At 56.6% G+C, this 16,738-nt stretch carries 14 protein-coding genes; 10 read left to right on the top strand and 4 right to left on the bottom strand.

Translation table 11 applies throughout. The annotated features are described in order from the left end of the window. Nucleotides 1-21: 21 nt before the first annotated feature. The 3 genes from QT230_RS05005 to csiR all read right to left on the bottom strand — a co-directional run bounded on the left by QT230_RS05005 (nucleotide 22) and on the right by csiR (nucleotide 3,280). Nucleotides 22-1,236, bottom strand: a complete 1,215-nt coding sequence (locus QT230_RS05005; RefSeq protein ID WP_308320488.1) for a CaiB/BaiF CoA-transferase family protein — start codon at nucleotides 1,234-1,236, stop codon at nucleotides 22-24. A 42-nt stretch (nucleotides 1,237-1,278) separates the two neighbouring features. After that, nucleotides 1,279-2,457, bottom strand: a complete 1,179-nt coding sequence (locus tag QT230_RS05000) for an acyl-CoA dehydrogenase (protein WP_308320487.1) — start codon at nucleotides 2,455-2,457, stop codon at nucleotides 1,279-1,281. A 103-nt stretch (nucleotides 2,458-2,560) separates the two neighbouring features. Next, nucleotides 2,561-3,280: a DNA-binding transcriptional regulator CsiR gene (gene csiR / locus QT230_RS04995; RefSeq protein ID WP_308320486.1), complete on the bottom strand. Its 720-nt coding sequence runs from the start codon at nucleotides 3,278-3,280 to the stop codon at nucleotides 2,561-2,563. A gap of 407 nt (nucleotides 3,281-3,687) precedes the next feature. On the opposite strand from csiR, the gene QT230_RS04990 reads away from it, so the two are divergent. Genes QT230_RS04990 through QT230_RS04980 form a run of 3 tightly spaced genes read left to right on the top strand, consistent with a single transcriptional unit; the run spans nucleotide 3,688 to nucleotide 7,252 of the window. Continuing rightward, the gene (locus tag QT230_RS04990) at nucleotides 3,688-4,647 is read left to right on the top strand and encodes a TAXI family TRAP transporter solute-binding subunit (RefSeq protein WP_308320485.1); all 960 of its coding nucleotides are present in this window, start codon (nucleotides 3,688-3,690) and stop codon (nucleotides 4,645-4,647) included. A 41-nt stretch (nucleotides 4,648-4,688) separates the two neighbouring features. Beyond that, the gene (locus tag QT230_RS04985) at nucleotides 4,689-5,201 is read left to right on the top strand and encodes a DUF1850 domain-containing protein (RefSeq protein ID WP_308320484.1); all 513 of its coding nucleotides are present in this window, start codon (nucleotides 4,689-4,691) and stop codon (nucleotides 5,199-5,201) included. A 32-nt stretch (nucleotides 5,202-5,233) separates the two neighbouring features. Then, nucleotides 5,234-7,252 carry a TRAP transporter permease gene (locus QT230_RS04980; RefSeq protein WP_308320483.1) on the top strand — a complete coding sequence of 673 codons (2,019 nt, stop codon included), beginning with the start codon at nucleotides 5,234-5,236 and terminating at the stop codon, nucleotides 7,250-7,252. Nucleotides 7,253-7,368: 116 nt separating this feature from the next. On the opposite strand, the gene QT230_RS04975 is transcribed toward QT230_RS04980, so the two are convergent. Next, nucleotides 7,369-9,894: a PBP1A family penicillin-binding protein gene (locus tag QT230_RS04975; RefSeq protein WP_308320482.1), complete on the bottom strand. Its 2,526-nt coding sequence runs from the start codon at nucleotides 9,892-9,894 to the stop codon at nucleotides 7,369-7,371. 189 nt (nucleotides 9,895-10,083) lie between these two features. Here QT230_RS04975 and pilM point away from each other — a divergent pair, with 189 nt between their 5' ends. The 7 genes from pilM to aroB are packed head-to-tail and all read left to right on the top strand — an operon-like array spanning nucleotide 10,084 to nucleotide 16,670. Next, entirely contained in the window at nucleotides 10,084-11,145 is a 1,062-nt protein-coding gene (gene pilM, locus QT230_RS04970; protein WP_308320481.1) for a type IV pilus assembly protein PilM, read from the top strand. Continuing rightward, the gene (locus QT230_RS04965; RefSeq protein WP_308320480.1) at nucleotides 11,142-11,708 is read left to right on the top strand and encodes a PilN domain-containing protein; all 567 of its coding nucleotides are present in this window, start codon (nucleotides 11,142-11,144) and stop codon (nucleotides 11,706-11,708) included. Before pilM ends, QT230_RS04965 begins: the two co-directional genes overlap by 4 nt. Then, nucleotides 11,705-12,364, top strand: coding sequence for a type 4a pilus biogenesis protein PilO (locus QT230_RS04960; RefSeq protein ID WP_308320479.1), 660 nt, complete (start codon nucleotides 11,705-11,707; stop codon nucleotides 12,362-12,364). The genes QT230_RS04965 and QT230_RS04960 overlap by 4 nt, the downstream gene beginning before the upstream one ends. A 44-nt stretch (nucleotides 12,365-12,408) precedes the next feature. Continuing rightward, entirely contained in the window at nucleotides 12,409-12,924 is a 516-nt protein-coding gene (locus QT230_RS04955) for a pilus assembly protein PilP (RefSeq protein WP_308320478.1), read from the top strand. 13 nt (nucleotides 12,925-12,937) lie between these two features. Then, a complete protein-coding gene (gene pilQ, locus QT230_RS04950) occupies nucleotides 12,938-14,977 on the top strand; it encodes a type IV pilus secretin PilQ (protein WP_308320477.1) in 2,040 nt (679 codons plus the stop codon). Next, nucleotides 14,977-15,555: a shikimate kinase AroK gene (aroK, locus tag QT230_RS04945; RefSeq protein WP_308320476.1), complete on the top strand. Its 579-nt coding sequence runs from the start codon at nucleotides 14,977-14,979 to the stop codon at nucleotides 15,553-15,555. Before pilQ ends, aroK begins: the two co-directional genes overlap by 1 nt. Continuing rightward, on the top strand, nucleotides 15,552-16,670 hold the full coding sequence (gene aroB / locus QT230_RS04940; protein WP_308320475.1) for a 3-dehydroquinate synthase: 1,119 nt from the start codon (nucleotides 15,552-15,554) through the stop codon (nucleotides 16,668-16,670). The genes aroK and aroB overlap by 4 nt, the downstream gene beginning before the upstream one ends. Nucleotides 16,671-16,738 lie beyond the last annotated feature (68 nt).

Genomic DNA, 16,738 nt, shown 5'->3' with positions numbered 1-16,738 from the left:
ATTGAGGTGCTTACCTAGTGATTAAATAACACCAGAGGTGCGCAATGCCACTAGTTGTTCAGGCGTAATGCCGAGTTCTTCCAACACGCGTTCAGTGTGCTGGCCTAAGTGGGGCGGCGCTGTGGTGGCACTCATCTGGGCGCCGTTAAAACGAATCGGATTAGCGACTAAATCTACTTGGCCCGCTTGATCATGGGGTAGGGTTTGCTTGAGACCGCGGGCTTTCACATGAGGGTCGTCGAATACCCGATCCAGCGTATTGATTGGCCCACAGGGCACGCCAACGGCTTCAAAGGCGGCTAGCCACTCATCCGTGCTGCGCTGGGCCAACGCCGCTTCCAACTGCGGTACGAGAAGCGCGCGGTTATTAACTCTAGCGCCGTTGGTGGAAAAGCGTGGGTCTTCGGCCAAAGCGGGAAGTGAAAGCACGTTACAAAAACGCTTGAACTGCTCGTCGTTGCCGACAGCCATAATCATATGGCCATCCTGGGTAGCAAACGCTTGGTAGGGCACGATGTTGGGGTGGGCGTTACCCAGCCGCTGGGGCACATTGCCGGAGGTGAGGTAATTGAGCGCCTGGTTGGCGAGCACACCGACCTGTACATCCATTAGCGCCATATCAATATGGCAGCCCACGCCGCTATCACGGCGCTGGTAAAGCGCCGCCAGTACGGCATTGGCCGCATACAAACCAGTGAAAATGTCTGTGAACGCCACGCCGCTTTTTACCGGGCCACCGCCAGGTTCGTCATCGGGCTTGCCGGTCAGGCTCATGATCCCGCCCATGGCCTGGATCATAAAGTCGTAACCGGCTCGGTGGGCGTAGGGGCTCTCCTGGCCAAAGCCGGTGATCGAGCAGTAAATCAGCTTGGGGTTCAGTGTTTTTAAGCTGACGTAATCCAAACCGTAGCGCTTCAGGCCGCCGACCTTAAAGTTTTCGATCAGCACATCAGATTGAGCGACCAACTGCTTAATCACCGCTTGGCCTTCGGGTTTGGCCATATCGACGGTCACCGAGCGTTTACCCCGATTAGCGCACAGGTAATACGCTGACTCTTCGCTGCCCGCCAGCCAAGGAGGGCCCCAGTGGCGCGTGTCATCGCCGCTGCCGGGGCGCTCGACCTTAATCACATCCGCACCCATATCCGCGAGCATCTGACCACACCATGGCCCAGCCAGCACCCGGGAAATATCGAGTACTTTAATACCGGCCAGTGGTTTGGTTAGCTCGCTCATAGAGGCTCCGTTAATAAGTGACAAGTAGTCAAAATGCGGTGATTAAAAGAACGACTGAATGCCTGTTTGAGCACGACCCAGAATCAAGGCGTGTACATCATGGGTTCCTTCGTAGGTATTCACCGACTCCAGGTTGACCATGTGGCGAATAACGCCGTACTCGTCGGAAACACCGTTACCACCGTGCATGTCGCGGGACTGGCGGGCGATATCCAGCGCTTTACCGCAGTTGTTGCGCTTGATCAGCGAGACCATTTCCGGTGCCCAGTTGCCGCTATCCATCAGGCGGCCCACCTGCAATGCGGCCTGTAAGCCCAGCGTGATTTCGGTCTGCATATCGGCGAGCTTTTTCTGGATCAGCTGGTTGGCAGCCAGCGGGCGGCCAAACTGCTTGCGGTCGAGGGTATATTGACGCGCGGCGTGCCAGCAGAACTCCGCGGTGCCCATCACCCCCCAGGCGATGCCGTAGCGCGCTTTGTTCAGGCAGCCAAACGGGCCTTTCAGACCGCTGACGTTGGGCAGCAGGTTCTCTTCGGGAACGAAGGCGTTGTCCAGCACGATTTCACCGGTAATCGATGCGCGTAGCGAGACCTTGCCTTCGATTTTGGGCGTAGTGAAACCGTCCACGCCGCGCTCGACAATAAAACCTTTAATCTGGTTATCGTGAGCCGCTGACTTCGCCCAAACCACGGCGATATCGGCAATCGGACTGTTGGTGATCCACATTTTGGCGCCGGTCAGGCGGTAGCCGCCGTCGACTTTTTCCGCACGGGTAATCATGTTGCCGGGGTCAGAGCCGTGGTCGGGCTCGGTCAAACCAAAACAGCCGACCATTTCACCGCTGGCAAGCTTGGGCAGGAATTTCTGCTTCTGCTCTTCAGAACCGTAGGTCTCGATGGGGTACATCACCAGCGACGACTGAACGCTCATGGCGGAACGATAGCCGGAATCCACACGCTCGACTTCACGGGCAATCAAACCGTAAGCGACATGGTTAACGCCTGCACCGCCGTACTCGGGGGAAACGGTGGCACCCAGCAGGCCAAGCTCGCCCATTTCGGTCATGATCTCGCGGTCGAAACGCTCTTCACGGAAGGCGGTCAGCACGCGGGGCTGAAGGTTTTCCTGGCAGTAGTCGTAGGCCGCATCGCGAATCTGGCGCTCTTCATCGGTGAGCTGTTGTTCCAGAAGTAGCGGGTCGTCCCAGTTGAAATGTGTCATGGCGTGGATTCCTAAGTTTGTGGGCAGGAATAGATGCAAAGTAGCCTGCAACCAATGTATCGCCGTTTTTTTAAAATATCTACATTTTTTTAAAACGCAGAATTTAATTGATGCCCCGCGCCTCGAGGACACGCGTGATAATCGGTACTGGGGTCATTAAATGGTCACGCATTAAGCTGTCGGCCTGGGCTGTGTCGCGAGCCAGAATGACCTCGACTAACGCGGCGTGCTCCTGACGCTTGAGCTCCAGTGCCTGAGACGACATCACGGTTTCCTGGAGCCATAGGTGGCGGTAGCGCTCTACTTGGTCAAACAGAGTGTTACGCATTTGCAGCAGGTGAGGGGAGTTACAGCCGCTGGCAATGGCGGTATGGAACGCTTTGTGGCGCTGATCCCAAAGGTCGAGCAGGTCGTCGGGGGTATTGATGTCGGTCACTTTGGCTAACCGATGGGCGGTGGCCAGTACCGTGGCTTCCCAGTCATCGTCGCCGCGCTCTATGGCAAGGCGCAGAATCAACCCTTCAAGCTGAGCCCGGGCGTCGTAGATGTCGTTGAGCTCGGCCAGCGACATTGGCGCTACCCGGTAACCGCGCTGGCTAATGGCGATGACCAGGCGGTCAGCGACCAGCTGTGAGAGCGCCTCCCGCAGCGGCCCGGTGCTGGCGCCGTAATGCTCTTTCAGGTGACTCATTAACAGCTTCTGTTCAGGGGCGTAGCGGCCACGAATAATGTCATGCTTGAGCTGGCGGTAAGCGCTGATGGCCAGGTTCTGGCGCGGTGCGTCTTTTTCGCTACTATTTTCCTGCTTAAAACCGGGCTCCATAGCAGTGTGGCTCCTATCCTGAATCAATAATAAAAGTGGGGGAGAAATTAACGGCCATTATCAGTAAATATTAACAATTTGGCATAGAGTAAGACATTTGTGCGGGATTTCATTGTTTTAATGCTTGTTTTAATGCTTGTTTTAATGCTTGTTTTAATGCTTGTTTTAATGCGTGGAACTCCTGCTAAGTTACCGCAGCGGTTTTGTCTATTGGCGCCCGCTTATTATTGAACGGGCGACGGCGCTGCTGCGCTGAAAACCCCCATTAGCATCTAACGCATAAGCCGTGCTAACTTCTCCTTCACCGTTTCTGGTTGTCTTTTGATGGCAAGCAGACCCCGGGGCTTCAACACCTCCTTTATCGTCAACCATACCTATAAAGTCCAAGCAGGACGGAGGAAACGCTCATGAAAACGCTAAAATACGCTGCTGCCGCATCGATGCTCGCGGTCGCGCTCCCAGCAAGCGCCCAGCAACTCTCTATCGCCACCGGTGGTACCGGCGGCGTTTACTATCCAATCGGTGGTGGTTTTGCCGAGATGATCAACAACCATATCGAAGGTGCCCAGGCGACCGCCGAAGTCACCGGTGCCTCGGTTGAAAACATGGGGCTGATCATGCGCGGCGACGCAGATCTTGCCCTGGCACTGGCCGATACGGTCTATCAAGCCTACAACGGCACAGATGACTTTGAAGGTCGTCAGGTTGAAAACATCCGCGCGCTCGCCTCGGTTTACCCCAACGCGGTACAGCTGGTAACGCTGGCCGAGTCGGATATTGAGTCGATTGCTGATCTAGCGGGCAAGCGCGTTTCCGTCGGTGCACCGGGTAGCGGCACCGAGCTGAATGCCCGTGCTCTGCTTGAAGCCAATGGGGTTAGCTATGATGACTTCACTCCCCAGCGCCTTAACTTCAACGAAACCGCTGATGCGATTCGCGATGGTGACATCGATGCCGGTTTCTGGAGCGTAGGGCCGCCGACCAGCTCAATTCTCAACCTGGCCGCCACCCGCGATATTCGCCTGATTAGCCTATCTGATGAAGAAGTGGCCAATGCCCAGGCAGAAGAGGAAGTCTTCGCACCCTACGAGCTTGCTGCGGGTATGTATGACGGTATGGATGAAGCCGTACAGACCATCGGTATTCCCAACGTTCTCGTCGTTAACTCTGAGATGGACGAAGAGCTGGCTTACCAGTTGACCCAACTGCTGTTCGAAAACACCGACGAGTTGATTGCGGTTCACCCTGCGGCGAATGACACCACCGTGAAGTTCACCATGGACTCTACCCCGGTGCCGTTACACCCCGGTGCACTGCGCTATTTCGAAGAAGTCGGTGCTGATATCCCGGATCGTTTACGTCCGTAACCACTGTCTGTAACTACTACAGGACATAGAGCGATATTGCCATGCAGTGGCAGCAACGACTGGTGGCGCTACTCATTGCATGCTGTCCGTTCGCCGAAGTGGGGGCTTCCCCTGCTTCGGCGTCTGCGTTTATGCGCTTAGCCGTGGTGACCGAACAGGGCGATACCCTGGTGGATGAAGCGGTGCCTGCTGGCGGTCGCTGGTGTATTAAGTGGCAGCACTCCGTTGAGCACTTCACGGTGTTGGACTGCTATCGTAATGCGGCGAGTGTCATGCAACTGGAGCGTAGCCATCAACCCGACTTTGCCGCCGGGCTTGGGCATATCTTTGGCCGTGGTGAACAGGTCTCAGACGGTGAGGGCGGTTACTGGATCAATGCCATTAACGAGCCTGTTGCCAATAACCGGTATGTGTTGAGGGTGGGTTCACCTGCTGTCAATCATCGCGTGGTGTGGCCAGATGGTGAACATGCATCCGTAAGCCTGAGTGAGCACGCCGCTGGACAGCGGGTGACCATTCAACTGATAGATCCTCACGCATCCCCGCGTGAATAAAAACGACATTAGTTAACGCTTCCGAGGACTTCATGAGCGAATCCAAGCAACCGTCGAGCGTGGTGCCGGGCGGTAATGCGATTCAACCCCGCATGGTGCTGTGGTCGATCACCATTGTGGCGGTGGGTCTTTCCCTGTTCCAACTCTATTCCGCCGGTATTCAGCCCTTAGGCCTTTTTTATCAGCGCAGTATTCACCTCGCGTTGATCATGATACTGGCGTTTTTAATGTTTCCAGCCTTCGGTCCCACTCGTAAGCGTGGTGTATTGGGCTGGGGGCTTGATCTGCTGTTTTTTGCCGGCGCCATCCTCACCGGTGGTTACTTAGTGCTCAATCTGGATGAGATTTTTAGCCGTGCTGGGTTCTGGAATGACACCGATATTCTGGTTGCCTGTATTGCCACCGTGACCGTACTGGAAGCCAGCCGCCGCGCGGTGGGTTTTGGGATGACCGTGATCGGCCTGCTGGCGATTGTCTATGCGTTTGCCGGGCCACGCGGTGAGCTACCGTGGCTAGGCGAGTGGATGCCGGGCATTCTAGAGCACCGCGGCTACACCATTGACCGAGTCGCCGGTCAGCTCTACCTGGGGCAAGAGGGCATCTTTGGCCTGCCGCTAGGCGTCGCGGCCACCTATATCTTTATTTTTGTGCTGTTTGGCGCCTTTTTGGAGTGCACCGGGGCGGGTAAATTCTTTATCGATATGGCCTATGCGGCGACCGGCCGTCAGCGCGGCGGACCCGCCAAGGCGGCGGTATTAGCCTCGGCGGGCATGGGCTCGATTTCCGGCAGCGCGATTGCCAATGTGGTCACCACCGGTGCCTTTACCATTCCGTTGATGAAAAAACTTGGCTACAAAGCCAAGCAGGCAGGCGGCATCGAAGCCGCGGCCTCGACCGGTGGGCAGATCATGCCCCCGTTAATGGGTGCTGGGGCATTCTTGATCGCTGAATATACCAATACGCCGTATCTGGATATTGTCAAAGTCAGTATCTTGCCGGCGATTATGTATTTCGCCACGGTCTATCTGTTCGTGCATATCATTGCCCTTAAGCAAGGCATGCAGGGGCTGCCCAAAGACGAACTGCCGCAGATGCGCCAGGTCATGAAGGATGGCTGGCACTTCCTGCTGCCGCTGGCCGTGCTGGTCTGGCTGCTGGCGATGAGCATGTCGCCGATGCGGGTTGGCTACTACGCAGTAGTGACCATTTTGGCAGTGGCGGTATTGCGCTATGTGTTGTGGTTCTTCTTTGTGGCGCCCAGGCAGGGGCAGCCGGTGACCGCGACGGCCGTTAAAGACGTGGTGCGTGCAGGCTTTGCCAAGTTAATCGAGGGCTTGGAGTTGGGGGCTCGCAATGCGGTGGCAGTCTCCATGGCCTGTGCGGTTGCCGGGATCATTGTTGGCGTAGTCGGGCTGACCGGCTTGGGGCTGAAATTCTCCTCGATGATGCTGGCTTTCTCCGGCGGCAACTTGGTGTTGGCGTTGGTGATGGTGCTGTTGGCGAGTCTGGTGCTGGGCATGGGGCTACCGGTTACCGCCAGCTATATCGTGCTCATTGTACTCGTCGGGCCTGCATTGACCGCTGAGTTTGGTGTGCCGCTGCTGGTCGCGCACCTGGTGGTGTTCTGGTACTCCCAGGACTCCAACGTGACGCCGCCCATCGCCTTGGCAGGCTTTGCCGGAGCGGCAATTGCGGGCAGTAAACCGATGGAAACCAGCTTCCAGGCGTGGAAGTTTGCTAAAGGACTCTACTTGATTCCGCTGTTTATGGTCTTCAACCCCGAAATCATCATTGGCGGTCCGGTGCCGGTGGTGATCTGGAATGCGGTGATTGCCATTCTGGCGTTAGGTGCTTTTGCCGCGGCGCTGGAGGGCTATCTGTTTACCAAAATGTCGTGGCTACCGCGCATCGCGATTACCGCCGCCATTTTTGGGGTGTTCTATCCCAACCTGATGACCGAAATTGCCGGCGTGGCGGTCATGGTTGTCGCCATTGGTGCTAACTGGCTGGCCAGCAAGCGCGAAGCGCCTGCGACCCCCGTTAGCGGATAGGCGTTGGGCAACCGACGGCTAGAGAGGGAAGACAGTCAGTAACAAAAAGGCCCGGAGATTAGTTCTCCGGGCCTTTTGCTTGGTGGGCTAAGGATTGGCTGGTTTAGAAGGTCGAGTTAGAAGATCGACTCAGCGGTGCCTGAACCCTGGGAGCCGCTGGCTTCTTCCAGCTCGCGGCTAATACGGCGCTGCTGGTAATCCGGCAAGTGATCCTGATGGAATAACTCGGTAATCCCGCCAGACTGGCCATCCGCTAAGCGTCGGCCTGTGTCCGGATCTACGCGCGCGGTAACCACCGTCGCTGGACGTTCAGGCACGGCGTTCGGCGTACCTTCCAGGGCATCGCCCATAAACGCTACCCAGATGGGTAGTGCGGCCTGAGAGCCATACTCAGAGATGGTTTCGTTGCTGTCCTTACCGACCCACACGGTGGTGACGAGTTCTGTGTTAAAGCCCGCAAACCAAGCGTCACGCTGGCTGTTAGTGGTACCCGTTTTGCCGACGATGTCGTCGCGCTCCAGGCTCAGTGCACCGCGGCCAGTACCCGAGGTAATAACGTCACGCAGCATATCACGCAGGATATAAACAGCGGCCGGGTCGGCAACCCGCTTGGCGATCGGGTATTCGCGGCCATCGATTTCCACCGTCTCCTGGTCTTCGGCACAGCTCGGGCAGGCCACCTGCGGCGTGGCTTCATCAATCAGTTCGTTGTCATCGTCACGGGTGACGCGCTCAATGAACCAAGGCGACACCTGGAATCCGCCATTGGCGAGTACCGAATAGGCGTTGGTCATCTCCAGCGGCGTTAAACTTGCGCTGCCTAGCGCTAACGATAGGCCACGGGGGAGTTGGGCGGGCGAGAAGCCGAAGCCTTCCAAAAAGTTAATGGTGTAATCCAGGCCCATGGTCTGCAGCACGCGGATAGTGACCAGGTTGCGCGAACGGGCGAGGGCCGGACGTAAGCGCATCGGGCCCTGGAAATCACGGCTGGAGTTGACCGGCCGCCACAGCGAGTTGCTGCCGTCGTCGAGTACCACGGGCGAATCGTTAACGACGCTGGCGGCGTTCATCTCACCATCTTCAAGGGCTGCTAAGTAAATAAACGGTTTGAAGATTGAGCCTGACTGGCGCCGCGCCTGCACCGCACGGTTAAATTTACTGGCGTTAAAGTCGAAGCCGCCCTGGAGAGCCAGGATAGCGCCCGTTTGCGGATCTTGAGCGACCAGCGAGCCTTCTGCGTCTGGCTGTTGAGAGAGGCGTAGCGAGCCATCTTCATTTTCGATTACGCGCACCATATCACCGCGTACGGCAATCTCTTCAGCCGAACTGGGCTCGGAACCGCGGCTGCGCGGGCTCAGGTAAGGACGTGCCCAGCTCAAGCCGTCCCAGTCAATGGTCTTTAGGCCGTCGTTGCGGGTCAGTACCTGCATTTCACGGCCACTGCTCGCTACCACGATGGCGGGCTGGAGCAGACCATAGTTGGGCGTGCGCTCAAGCACCTGAACCCAGTTGCTAACGTCGCCATCGATGCCTTCGACTTCTGTCTGGCTGCGTCGAGCGGCTTGACGCGCGGTCTGGCGAATCTCGGGAGACTCAGAAAGTTCCTCTTCGAGGCCTTGGGTGGCGGTTTGCTCCTGGGCTTCGAGAAGGCTGGCGGCAATATCACTCTGCTCTGGCCCGCGCCAGCCATGGCGCAGGTCGTAGGCAGTTAGCCCATTGGCCAGCGCTTGGCGGGCAAAGGGCTGCAGTTCGCTATCAATGGTGGTGTAAACCCGATAGCCGCCGGTGTAAGCCTCATCGCCAAAGCGCTCCACCGCATACTGACGCGCCATCTCGGAGACATAGGCGGCATCGACTTCCGCTTGGGTATAGTGACGACGGGCGGTAACGGGCTCCTGGACAGCCGCTTGGTAGGTGGCTTCGTCGATATGCCCCAGCTCGCGCATACGGAATAGAATCCAGTTGCGACGAATGAGCGAGCGCTCGGAGTTAGCTAGCGGATTAAAGGCAGAGGGGGCCTTGGGCAGACCGGCAATCATGGCTGTTTGCGCCAAGCTAAGCTCGGCGAGCGGTTTGTCATAATAGGTCTCGGCGGCGGCAGCGATACCGTAGGCACGATTGCCCAGGAAAATCTTGTTCACGTAAAGCTCGAAGATTTCCTCTTTATCGAGTATCTGCTCCATTTGCAGCGCCAGCAGGATTTCACGAATTTTACGTGTAAACGTCTGATCCAGCGTCAGCATATAGTTACGCGCGACCTGCATGGTGATCGTCGAGCCGCCGGATTGAATATCGCCACTCATCGTCAGTTGAACCACCGCCCGCGCCAAACCACGGGGGTCGACGCCGGAATGGTCGAAATAGTGGGTATCCTCGGCGGCGGTCAAGGCGTTGATCATATCCTGCGGAATTTCATCAAAGTTGATCGCCATGCGGCGCTCTTCACCAAACTCGCCAATCAATTTACCGTCTTGGGTGAAAATACGCAGTGGGGCACTGAGTTCGAAATCCTGCAGTTGGCGAACGTCAGGAAGCCCGGGAGCAAAGTAAATAGCGGCCCCCACTACAGCTAGAGCGATAGCACCGACCAGCGAGACGATGAGGAAGAAAAGCGAGACGATAAGGGTTCGAAGAAACGTCATGTACAGAGAGCACCCAGAAAAGAGTAAAAGAGCGGCATCTAAACGGCCGTATCATGTAATTGGCTGCCATTATAGGAAGCCAAGGCGGCGGCCACCAGTGTTGATATGCCGTAAGTGCGTTCGGGTGTGACTTAACTAAAAATCATGTAGCCTCAAACCATGTGATAAATAAGTGGAGTCTAATCCAGTATGCGCTTTCTAAAACCTGGTAAGGGGTTGATCGGCGTCGATATTACATCGGCGACCGTCAAGCTGCTTGAGCTAAAACAGTGCCACGATAATTACCAAGTAGAAAGCTATGCTGTTCGGCCGCTACGTGACGGCGCAGTGGTTGAACGGCGTATTCGCGATATTGATGACGTTGCCAGCGTGCTTAGCCGTGCCGTAAAACATGCTAAGCCCTCGACCCGCAAAGCGTCGGTGGCCGTGCCTGCGAGTTCCGCGATCACCAAAACGCTGAGCTTTCCTATCGGGCTAAGCGAAAACGAAATTGAAGAGCGCATTGTGGTCGAGTCCGACCGCCATATTCCTTTTCCGTTCAATGAAGTCGCGTTCGATTTTGAGTGCCTGGGCCCTGCGCCGTTCGATGACGAGCAGCAGCAAGTGACGCTGGTCGCCTGTCGGCAGCAGGATGTAACGCAACTGACTGATACGTTGGAAAGAGCTGGCTTAGAGCCCACGGCCGTCGATGTTGAGACCTTTGCCATGGAGCGCTCACTGGCCCAGCTGCATCGTCAGCTAAAGATCGATAATGACCCGACCGCTTGCGTAGGGCTAGTGGATATCGGCGACAATATGAATGCCTTTCACGTCGTCCGCGGTGGACATATTGTTTATAGCCGCGACACGGTGTTTGGAGGCCGCCAGCTCACCGACGCCATTCGCGACCGCTACGATCTAAGCATGGAGGAAGCGGGCTTCGCCAAAAAGCACGGCGGGCTGCCGGACGATTACCATAAAAGCCTTCTCAATCCGTTTTTGGAAACGGCGGTGCAGCAGGTGGGACGCTCGCTACAGCTTTATTATACAGCCGGGCGCCAGGAGGAGATAAAACACATCGTGCTGGCCGGCGGGTCGAGCGTGATCCCTGGGCTTGCCGAACGTATTGCTGACGACAGCGGCATGTCGGTGACCATTGCTAACCCCTTTCAGCGCATGCTGGTGAACAAACGCTTAAATCTCCAGGCGCTAGCCAACGATGCACCGGCAATGCTAACTGCGGGCGGCTTGGCGATGAGAGTTAGCCAATGAACATAAATCTGCTGCCCTGGAGGGAAGCACAGCGTGAGCGTCAAACCCGTCAATTCTTCGCCGTGGTGGTAGCCATGCTGTTGCTGGGCGTGGTGCTTGGGTTGCTGATCTCTCAGCTATATCAACTCAAGTTAGCGGCTCAGCAGCAGCGTAATGCCACTATCAGTGACCACATCGAGCGCCTTGATGCCGATATCGCTAGCGTATCGCGTTATGCCAGCGATATCGGTCGTTTAGGCGAGCAAATAGCGGTATTTCAGGCCTTACAGGCCGAGCGTACACAAACCGTTCAGTTGTTTAATGATGTGGCGCAAAGCGTGGCGAACGGCGTGATCTATCAACGCTTAGCGAAAATCAATGACAGCGTTAGTGTTACCGCGGTGGCAAGCAGCGAACGTCAGGTTGCCGAGCAGTTGCGCCGTATTGCTGCCCTGCCAGGCTTGGGCGTGCCCTCGCTCTCAGCGGTGGAGAGTGAGAATAATGGGGCAGGGCGTGTGTTCCGTTTTAACGTGGAGCAGACCGCAGCAGCGGTGCCGCAAGGCGTGGAAGAGGCGCTGCCATGAGCCTTCAGCGTGAGAAGTGGGCTATCGAGTGGCAGCGCTTACGCGATGTCGATTGGCGGGATCTAGACGTTAAAGAAGCCGGTAGCTGGCCGTGGCTGTTAAAAGTGTTGAGTTGCTGTTTAGCGCTCCTGGCAGCGCTGTGTGTGATGGTCTGGCTCGTGATAAGCGATCAGCGTGACGCCTTTCTGGCTGCGCAACGCCAGGAAGTCAGGCTATTGAGCGAATACCGCAGTAGGGCTTCCGAAGCCGCTTTCCTGCCCGAAATGCGCGAGCAGTTGGCTACATTGGAAGGGCAAATGGCGCGGTTGCGTTCCATGCTCCCAACCGGTGCGGAAATACCATCGCTGCTCGACAGTATTAGTGGCGCCGCCATCGATAATCACCTGACCATTGAAACGATTCGGCTAAGTCCAACGATCACTCAGGCCCATTATGTCGAGCAGCCGTTGGATATTCAGGTGCGCGGCGGTTACCACCAACTGGCCAGCTTTATTGCCGATATCGCCTCGCTGCCACGCATGGTGACCCAGCACGATTTTACGCTGGAGCCTAATGAAGAGCGCGGGGACACGCTGCGCCTGTCGCTATTCGCGCGCACCTATCGCTATGTTGAGCAAGGCGATCAGTTTCCTGGGGATGGGGCGGAAGCATTATGAAACACTGGTTCGCAAAGCTACTCGCATTGAGGGTCTTATCGGCGATGCCCATCATAGTTTTGGCGATTGTTCTGTCCGGGTGTGCCGAGACTGAATTAGATCAGCTTGAGCGCACGTTGGCGGATATTCGCCAGTCGCCCGTCGGGCAGCCGCCGGTTATTGCCTTTGAACTGCCAGAAAGCCACAACTTAGCCTATTTATACAGCGATGGTCGTAGCCCCTTTTTGCCTCCTGAACCGACTGCACAAGGCATTGCTAATCGTGGTGGCAGCGCCTTGGCGCCTGATCAGCAGCGCACACCAGAGTCGCTCGAACGTTTTCCGCTGCAAGAGCTGCGCTTGGTCGGTACGATGCGCATGGGAGAGCGTCAGGTCGCAATGATTGCCACGCCAGATGGCAACGTGACCAGCGTTAAAGAGGGCAACTATATGGGCACCGCCTATGGGCGTGTTGAGCACATAAACGGCCAAGAAATTCGTGTTAGCGAGCGTGTGTACACCCAAAGCGAAGGGTGGCAGGAGCGGCGAGTGTCGCTCGTCATCAACGAAAGCAACGAGTAAGCGGATAATGCTCATGGTAGTGACAGCTTGGCGAAACACTCTATTGATGTTCATGGCAGCACTGTTGACTGCATGGGTGCCTTCGTTGGCGGCAGCGTCGGTGCTGACGGATATCGAGATGCAGCAAGCCGACAATGGCGAGGTAAACGTCGACCTTCGCTTCACTGGCGGCGTGCCCGAGTTACGCAGCTACCGGCTAGATGCCCCTCCGCGAGTCACGCTGGATTTACCCGATACCCAAAACGGGTTAGCCCGTCGGCGTATCAATATTGATGCCAGTGGTGTCGAGCAAATCACCGCTTTAGAGGGCAATGGTCGAACGCGGTTAGTGGTAAACCTTCACGATGCGCGCGAATTTTCCTCACAGGTTTTGGATGACAGACTAAGAATCACGTTTGCTGCAACTTCGGGTAACGCGCCTGCCGCGCTGGAAGCTGACGAAGGGCCTCAGATTGAAAATATCGATTTTCGCCGTGGCGCAGAGGGCGCCGGTCGGTTAGTGGTCACCTTTGATCGAGAGGGGGTAGCGGCGGAAGTGAGTGAGGATGGAGCCGAGCAAGTCATGGTTAAGCTACACGATGTATCTATTCCCGACGCGCTCAATCAAATCTACGATGTAACCGATTTTGCTACGCCGATTACTCGGATTACGCCTCGTGCCAACCAGCGTGACACTCAACTGGCCATTGCCACCCAGGGCGCTTATGCGATGATCTCCTCGCAAAGTGGCCGCACGCTGACGGTAGAAGTCCAGCCTGCTAGCCAGGAATCCCAGCCTTCCCAGGCGATGGGGGAGCGGTTTAACGGCGAGCGGTTGAGCCTTAATTTTCAGGATATCGAAGTTCGCACGGTGCTGGCCACGCTGGCCGAATTTACCGGGCTGAATCTGGTGGCGAGCGACAGCGTAACGGGGCGGGTGACGCTCAATTTAAACGAAGTCCCCTGGGATCAGGCGTTGGCGCTAATTCTGCAAAGCCAGGGGTTGTCGAGTCGTGAGCAGGGTAATGTGATTGTCGTAGCCCCTGCCAGTGAACTGGCCGATTTAGAGCGCCAGGAGCTAGAGGCGCGCAATCAGCTTGAAACGCTCTCGCCGCTAGTCACCGAGTTTATTGAGATCAAGTATTCCCGGGCCGAAGATTTAGCCCAGCTACTGCGCGGTGGCGAGGCGGATGGCTTTGGGCTACTGACCGAGCGGGGCCGAGTCAGCGTCGATAACCGCACCAACACGCTGCTGCTGCAGGATACCGCCGACCAGGTGCGCGATATCGTACGCACCATAAATCGCCTGGATGTCGCCGTCCGCCAGGTACAAATCGAGGCGCGCATTGTCATCGCTCGGGACACCGCATCCCGCGAACTGGGGGTTAACTGGGGTATGTCGAGCACCCGTGGCTTTCAAGAGGGGGAAGACGGTACCTTCAGTCGGCGCGATATCAACCCCGATGGCATTAACCGGGCGCAAGGGGGCCTGGCGGTGGATCTAGGCGCTGCCACGGGGCCTGGCACCGGTTTTAGCTTTGGCTATTTATCCGGCGATATCCTGCTGGATCTGGAGTTGCGCGCACTGGAGAGCGAAGGGAAAAGCCAGACCATTTCTCAGCCTAGGATTATTACTGCCAATCAACGTACCGCCAAAATTAGCCAGGGTGAAGAACGCGCCTTCCAGAGTGTCGATGGCAACGACAATCCGGATACCGAGTTCAAAGAGGCCGTACTTTCGTTGGAGGTCACCCCGCAGATCACTCCAGATAACCGTATTATTATGGATCTGGTGATTAAAAATGACAGTTTTCGTGAATCGGAGTTTGGCGGTGAACCGCCGATTGATACCAATACAATTGAAACCCAAGTGCTGGTAGATAACGGCCAAACGGTGGTGTTAGGCGGAATTTTGACCACCGAAGAGCTGCGCCAAATCGCCAAAACACCACTTTTGGGTGATATTCCTTTGCTCGGTAGACTGTTTCGCTATACCGAAGAGAGCAATGAAAAGGTAGAGTTGTTAGTCTTTATTACTCCACGACTCCTAGACGATGGCTTAACGGTTCGCTGATGCAGGATTTACCCAATTTATTTCTCATAGGTCCCATGGGGGCTGGCAAAAGCACCATTGGTCGCCTATTGGCGGCCGAGCTTGCGCGTCCGTTTTACGACAGTGACCACGCCATCCAAGACCGCTGCGGGGCTGATATCCCGTGGATTTTCGATGTCGAGGGCGAACAGGGGTTTCGGCTACGGGAAATTCATATGATTGATGAGTTGACCCGGCTTTCTTCCGTCGTGGTCGCTACCGGCGGTGGCGCGGTGCTGCGTGAAGAGAATCGCCGAGCCCTGCGCGAGCGCGGCACGGTGGTGTATCTGCTGACCACCGTTGACCAGCAGCTCAGGCGTACGGCGAAAGATCGTAATCGGCCACTGTTACAGTGCGCCAACCGCGAGCAGGTACTCAACGATATGTTCGCCCAGCGCGACCCGCTCTATCGCGCCACCTCGGATATTGCCGTGCGCACTGACCGCCGTAGCCCTCGAGCAGTGGTCAATGAAATCCTGCGCCGGGTGCATCGGCTGGTAGACCCGCTCGAACCCTCCTCGCCGTCGGCTGGACCGCTTAACCATAAGGTATCGCCATGACCTCGACACTGAGCGCGCAACGTACGCTTGAAGTAGCCTTAGATGAGCGCAGCTACCCGATCCATATCGGTACCGGGCTGATAGGTCGTGCTGATGCATTAACACCTTACTTGGCCGGTCAGCAAGTGATGGTGGTGACCAACGAGACCATCGCGCCGCTGTACTTGGAAAAGCTCTGCGCCAGCCTGCCAAGTGACTTGGATGTGCGCACCGTCGTGCTACCCGACGGCGAACAGTATAAAACCATTGAGCAGGTCAGCCGTATCTGGGACGCGCTGCTCGAGGCTGGTTTTAACCGCCGCTGCACCCTGATCGCTTTGGGCGGTGGGGTAATTGGCGATATGGTCGGCTATGCCGCTGCTTCTTATCAGCGCGGCGTGGCGTTTATCCAGGTGCCTACCACGCTGCTTTCCCAGGTGGATTCGTCGGTAGGGGGAAAAACCGGCGTTAACCATCCGCTGGGTAAAAATATGATCGGCGCTTTCTGGCAACCCAAAGCCGTGCTGGTGGATATCGATACGCTCAAGAGCCTGCCCCGCCGTGAGCTGTCTGCCGGGCTTGCCGAGGTGATTAAGTACGGCCTTATCCGTGATGAAGCGTTTTTAAGCTGGTTAGAAGCCAATATGGCCGGGCTACTCAACGTTGAGCCTGAGGTAGTCGCCGAAGCGATTGCGCGCAGTTGCCAAATCAAAGCTGATATTGTCGCTGAAGATGAAACCGAGCAGGGCGTCCGGGCGCTGCTTAATCTGGGCCATACGTTCGGTCACGCCATAGAGGCGCACCAAGGCTACGGTAACTGGCTACACGGTGAAGCAGTGGGTGCAGGGATGGCGATGGCAGCGACGCTCTCCCAGCGCTTGGGTTGGATCGACGATGCGGCACTTGCACGGAGCCTGGCGGTGATAGAGAGCGCCGAGCTACCACTGGCCGCACCGGCGAATATGTCCAGCGATGACTTTTTAAGCCGTATGCGGCTGGATAAGAAAAATATCGATGCCCGTCTGCGTCTGGTGCTGTTGAACGCCCTGGGTGATGCCTGCGTCAGCGATGCCACGCCCGTTGATATCCTTCGCACGCTGCTGGATGATTACCCGCGCCGCCAAGTGGCAAAGTAATCCTTTCACCAGCTAGTTATTTCAAAAACTGGCCATTTCAAAACCTAGTCAGCTATATCCTACCCGCC

The sequence above is a fragment of the Halomonas sp. SpR8 genome (assembly GCF_031010195.1).
In the GTDB taxonomy this organism is placed as follows: domain Bacteria; phylum Pseudomonadota; class Gammaproteobacteria; order Pseudomonadales; family Halomonadaceae; genus Vreelandella.
This window is presented reverse-complemented; position numbering and strand designations above follow the sequence as displayed.

Bases quoted from the DNA above. Each gene is read 5' to 3' on its own strand.
- QT230_RS04965 (WP_308320480.1), top strand. From the start codon at position 11,142: ATGAACATAAATCTGCTGCCCTGGAGGGAAGCACAGCGTGAGCGTCAA.
- QT230_RS05000 (WP_308320487.1), bottom strand. From the start codon at position 2,457: ATGACACATTTCAACTGGGACGACCCGCTACTTCTGGAACAACAGCTC.
- aroB (WP_308320475.1), top strand. From the start codon at position 15,552: ATGACCTCGACACTGAGCGCGCAACGTACGCTTGAAGTAGCCTTAGAT.
- pilQ (WP_308320477.1), top strand. From the start codon at position 12,938: ATGGTAGTGACAGCTTGGCGAAACACTCTATTGATGTTCATGGCAGCA.
- aroK (WP_308320476.1), top strand. From the start codon at position 14,977: ATGCAGGATTTACCCAATTTATTTCTCATAGGTCCCATGGGGGCTGGC.
- QT230_RS04955 (WP_308320478.1), top strand. From the start codon at position 12,409: ATGCCCATCATAGTTTTGGCGATTGTTCTGTCCGGGTGTGCCGAGACT.
- QT230_RS04975 (WP_308320482.1), bottom strand. From the start codon at position 9,894: ATGACGTTTCTTCGAACCCTTATCGTCTCGCTTTTCTTCCTCATCGTC.
- QT230_RS04980 (WP_308320483.1), top strand. From the start codon at position 5,234: ATGAGCGAATCCAAGCAACCGTCGAGCGTGGTGCCGGGCGGTAATGCG.
- csiR (WP_308320486.1), bottom strand. From the start codon at position 3,280: ATGGAGCCCGGTTTTAAGCAGGAAAATAGTAGCGAAAAAGACGCACCG.
- pilM (WP_308320481.1), top strand. From the start codon at position 10,084: ATGCGCTTTCTAAAACCTGGTAAGGGGTTGATCGGCGTCGATATTACA.
- QT230_RS04985 (WP_308320484.1), top strand. From the start codon at position 4,689: ATGCAGTGGCAGCAACGACTGGTGGCGCTACTCATTGCATGCTGTCCG.
- QT230_RS04990 (WP_308320485.1), top strand. From the start codon at position 3,688: ATGAAAACGCTAAAATACGCTGCTGCCGCATCGATGCTCGCGGTCGCG.
- QT230_RS05005 (WP_308320488.1), bottom strand. From the start codon at position 1,236: ATGAGCGAGCTAACCAAACCACTGGCCGGTATTAAAGTACTCGATATT.
- QT230_RS04960 (WP_308320479.1), top strand. From the start codon at position 11,705: ATGAGCCTTCAGCGTGAGAAGTGGGCTATCGAGTGGCAGCGCTTACGC.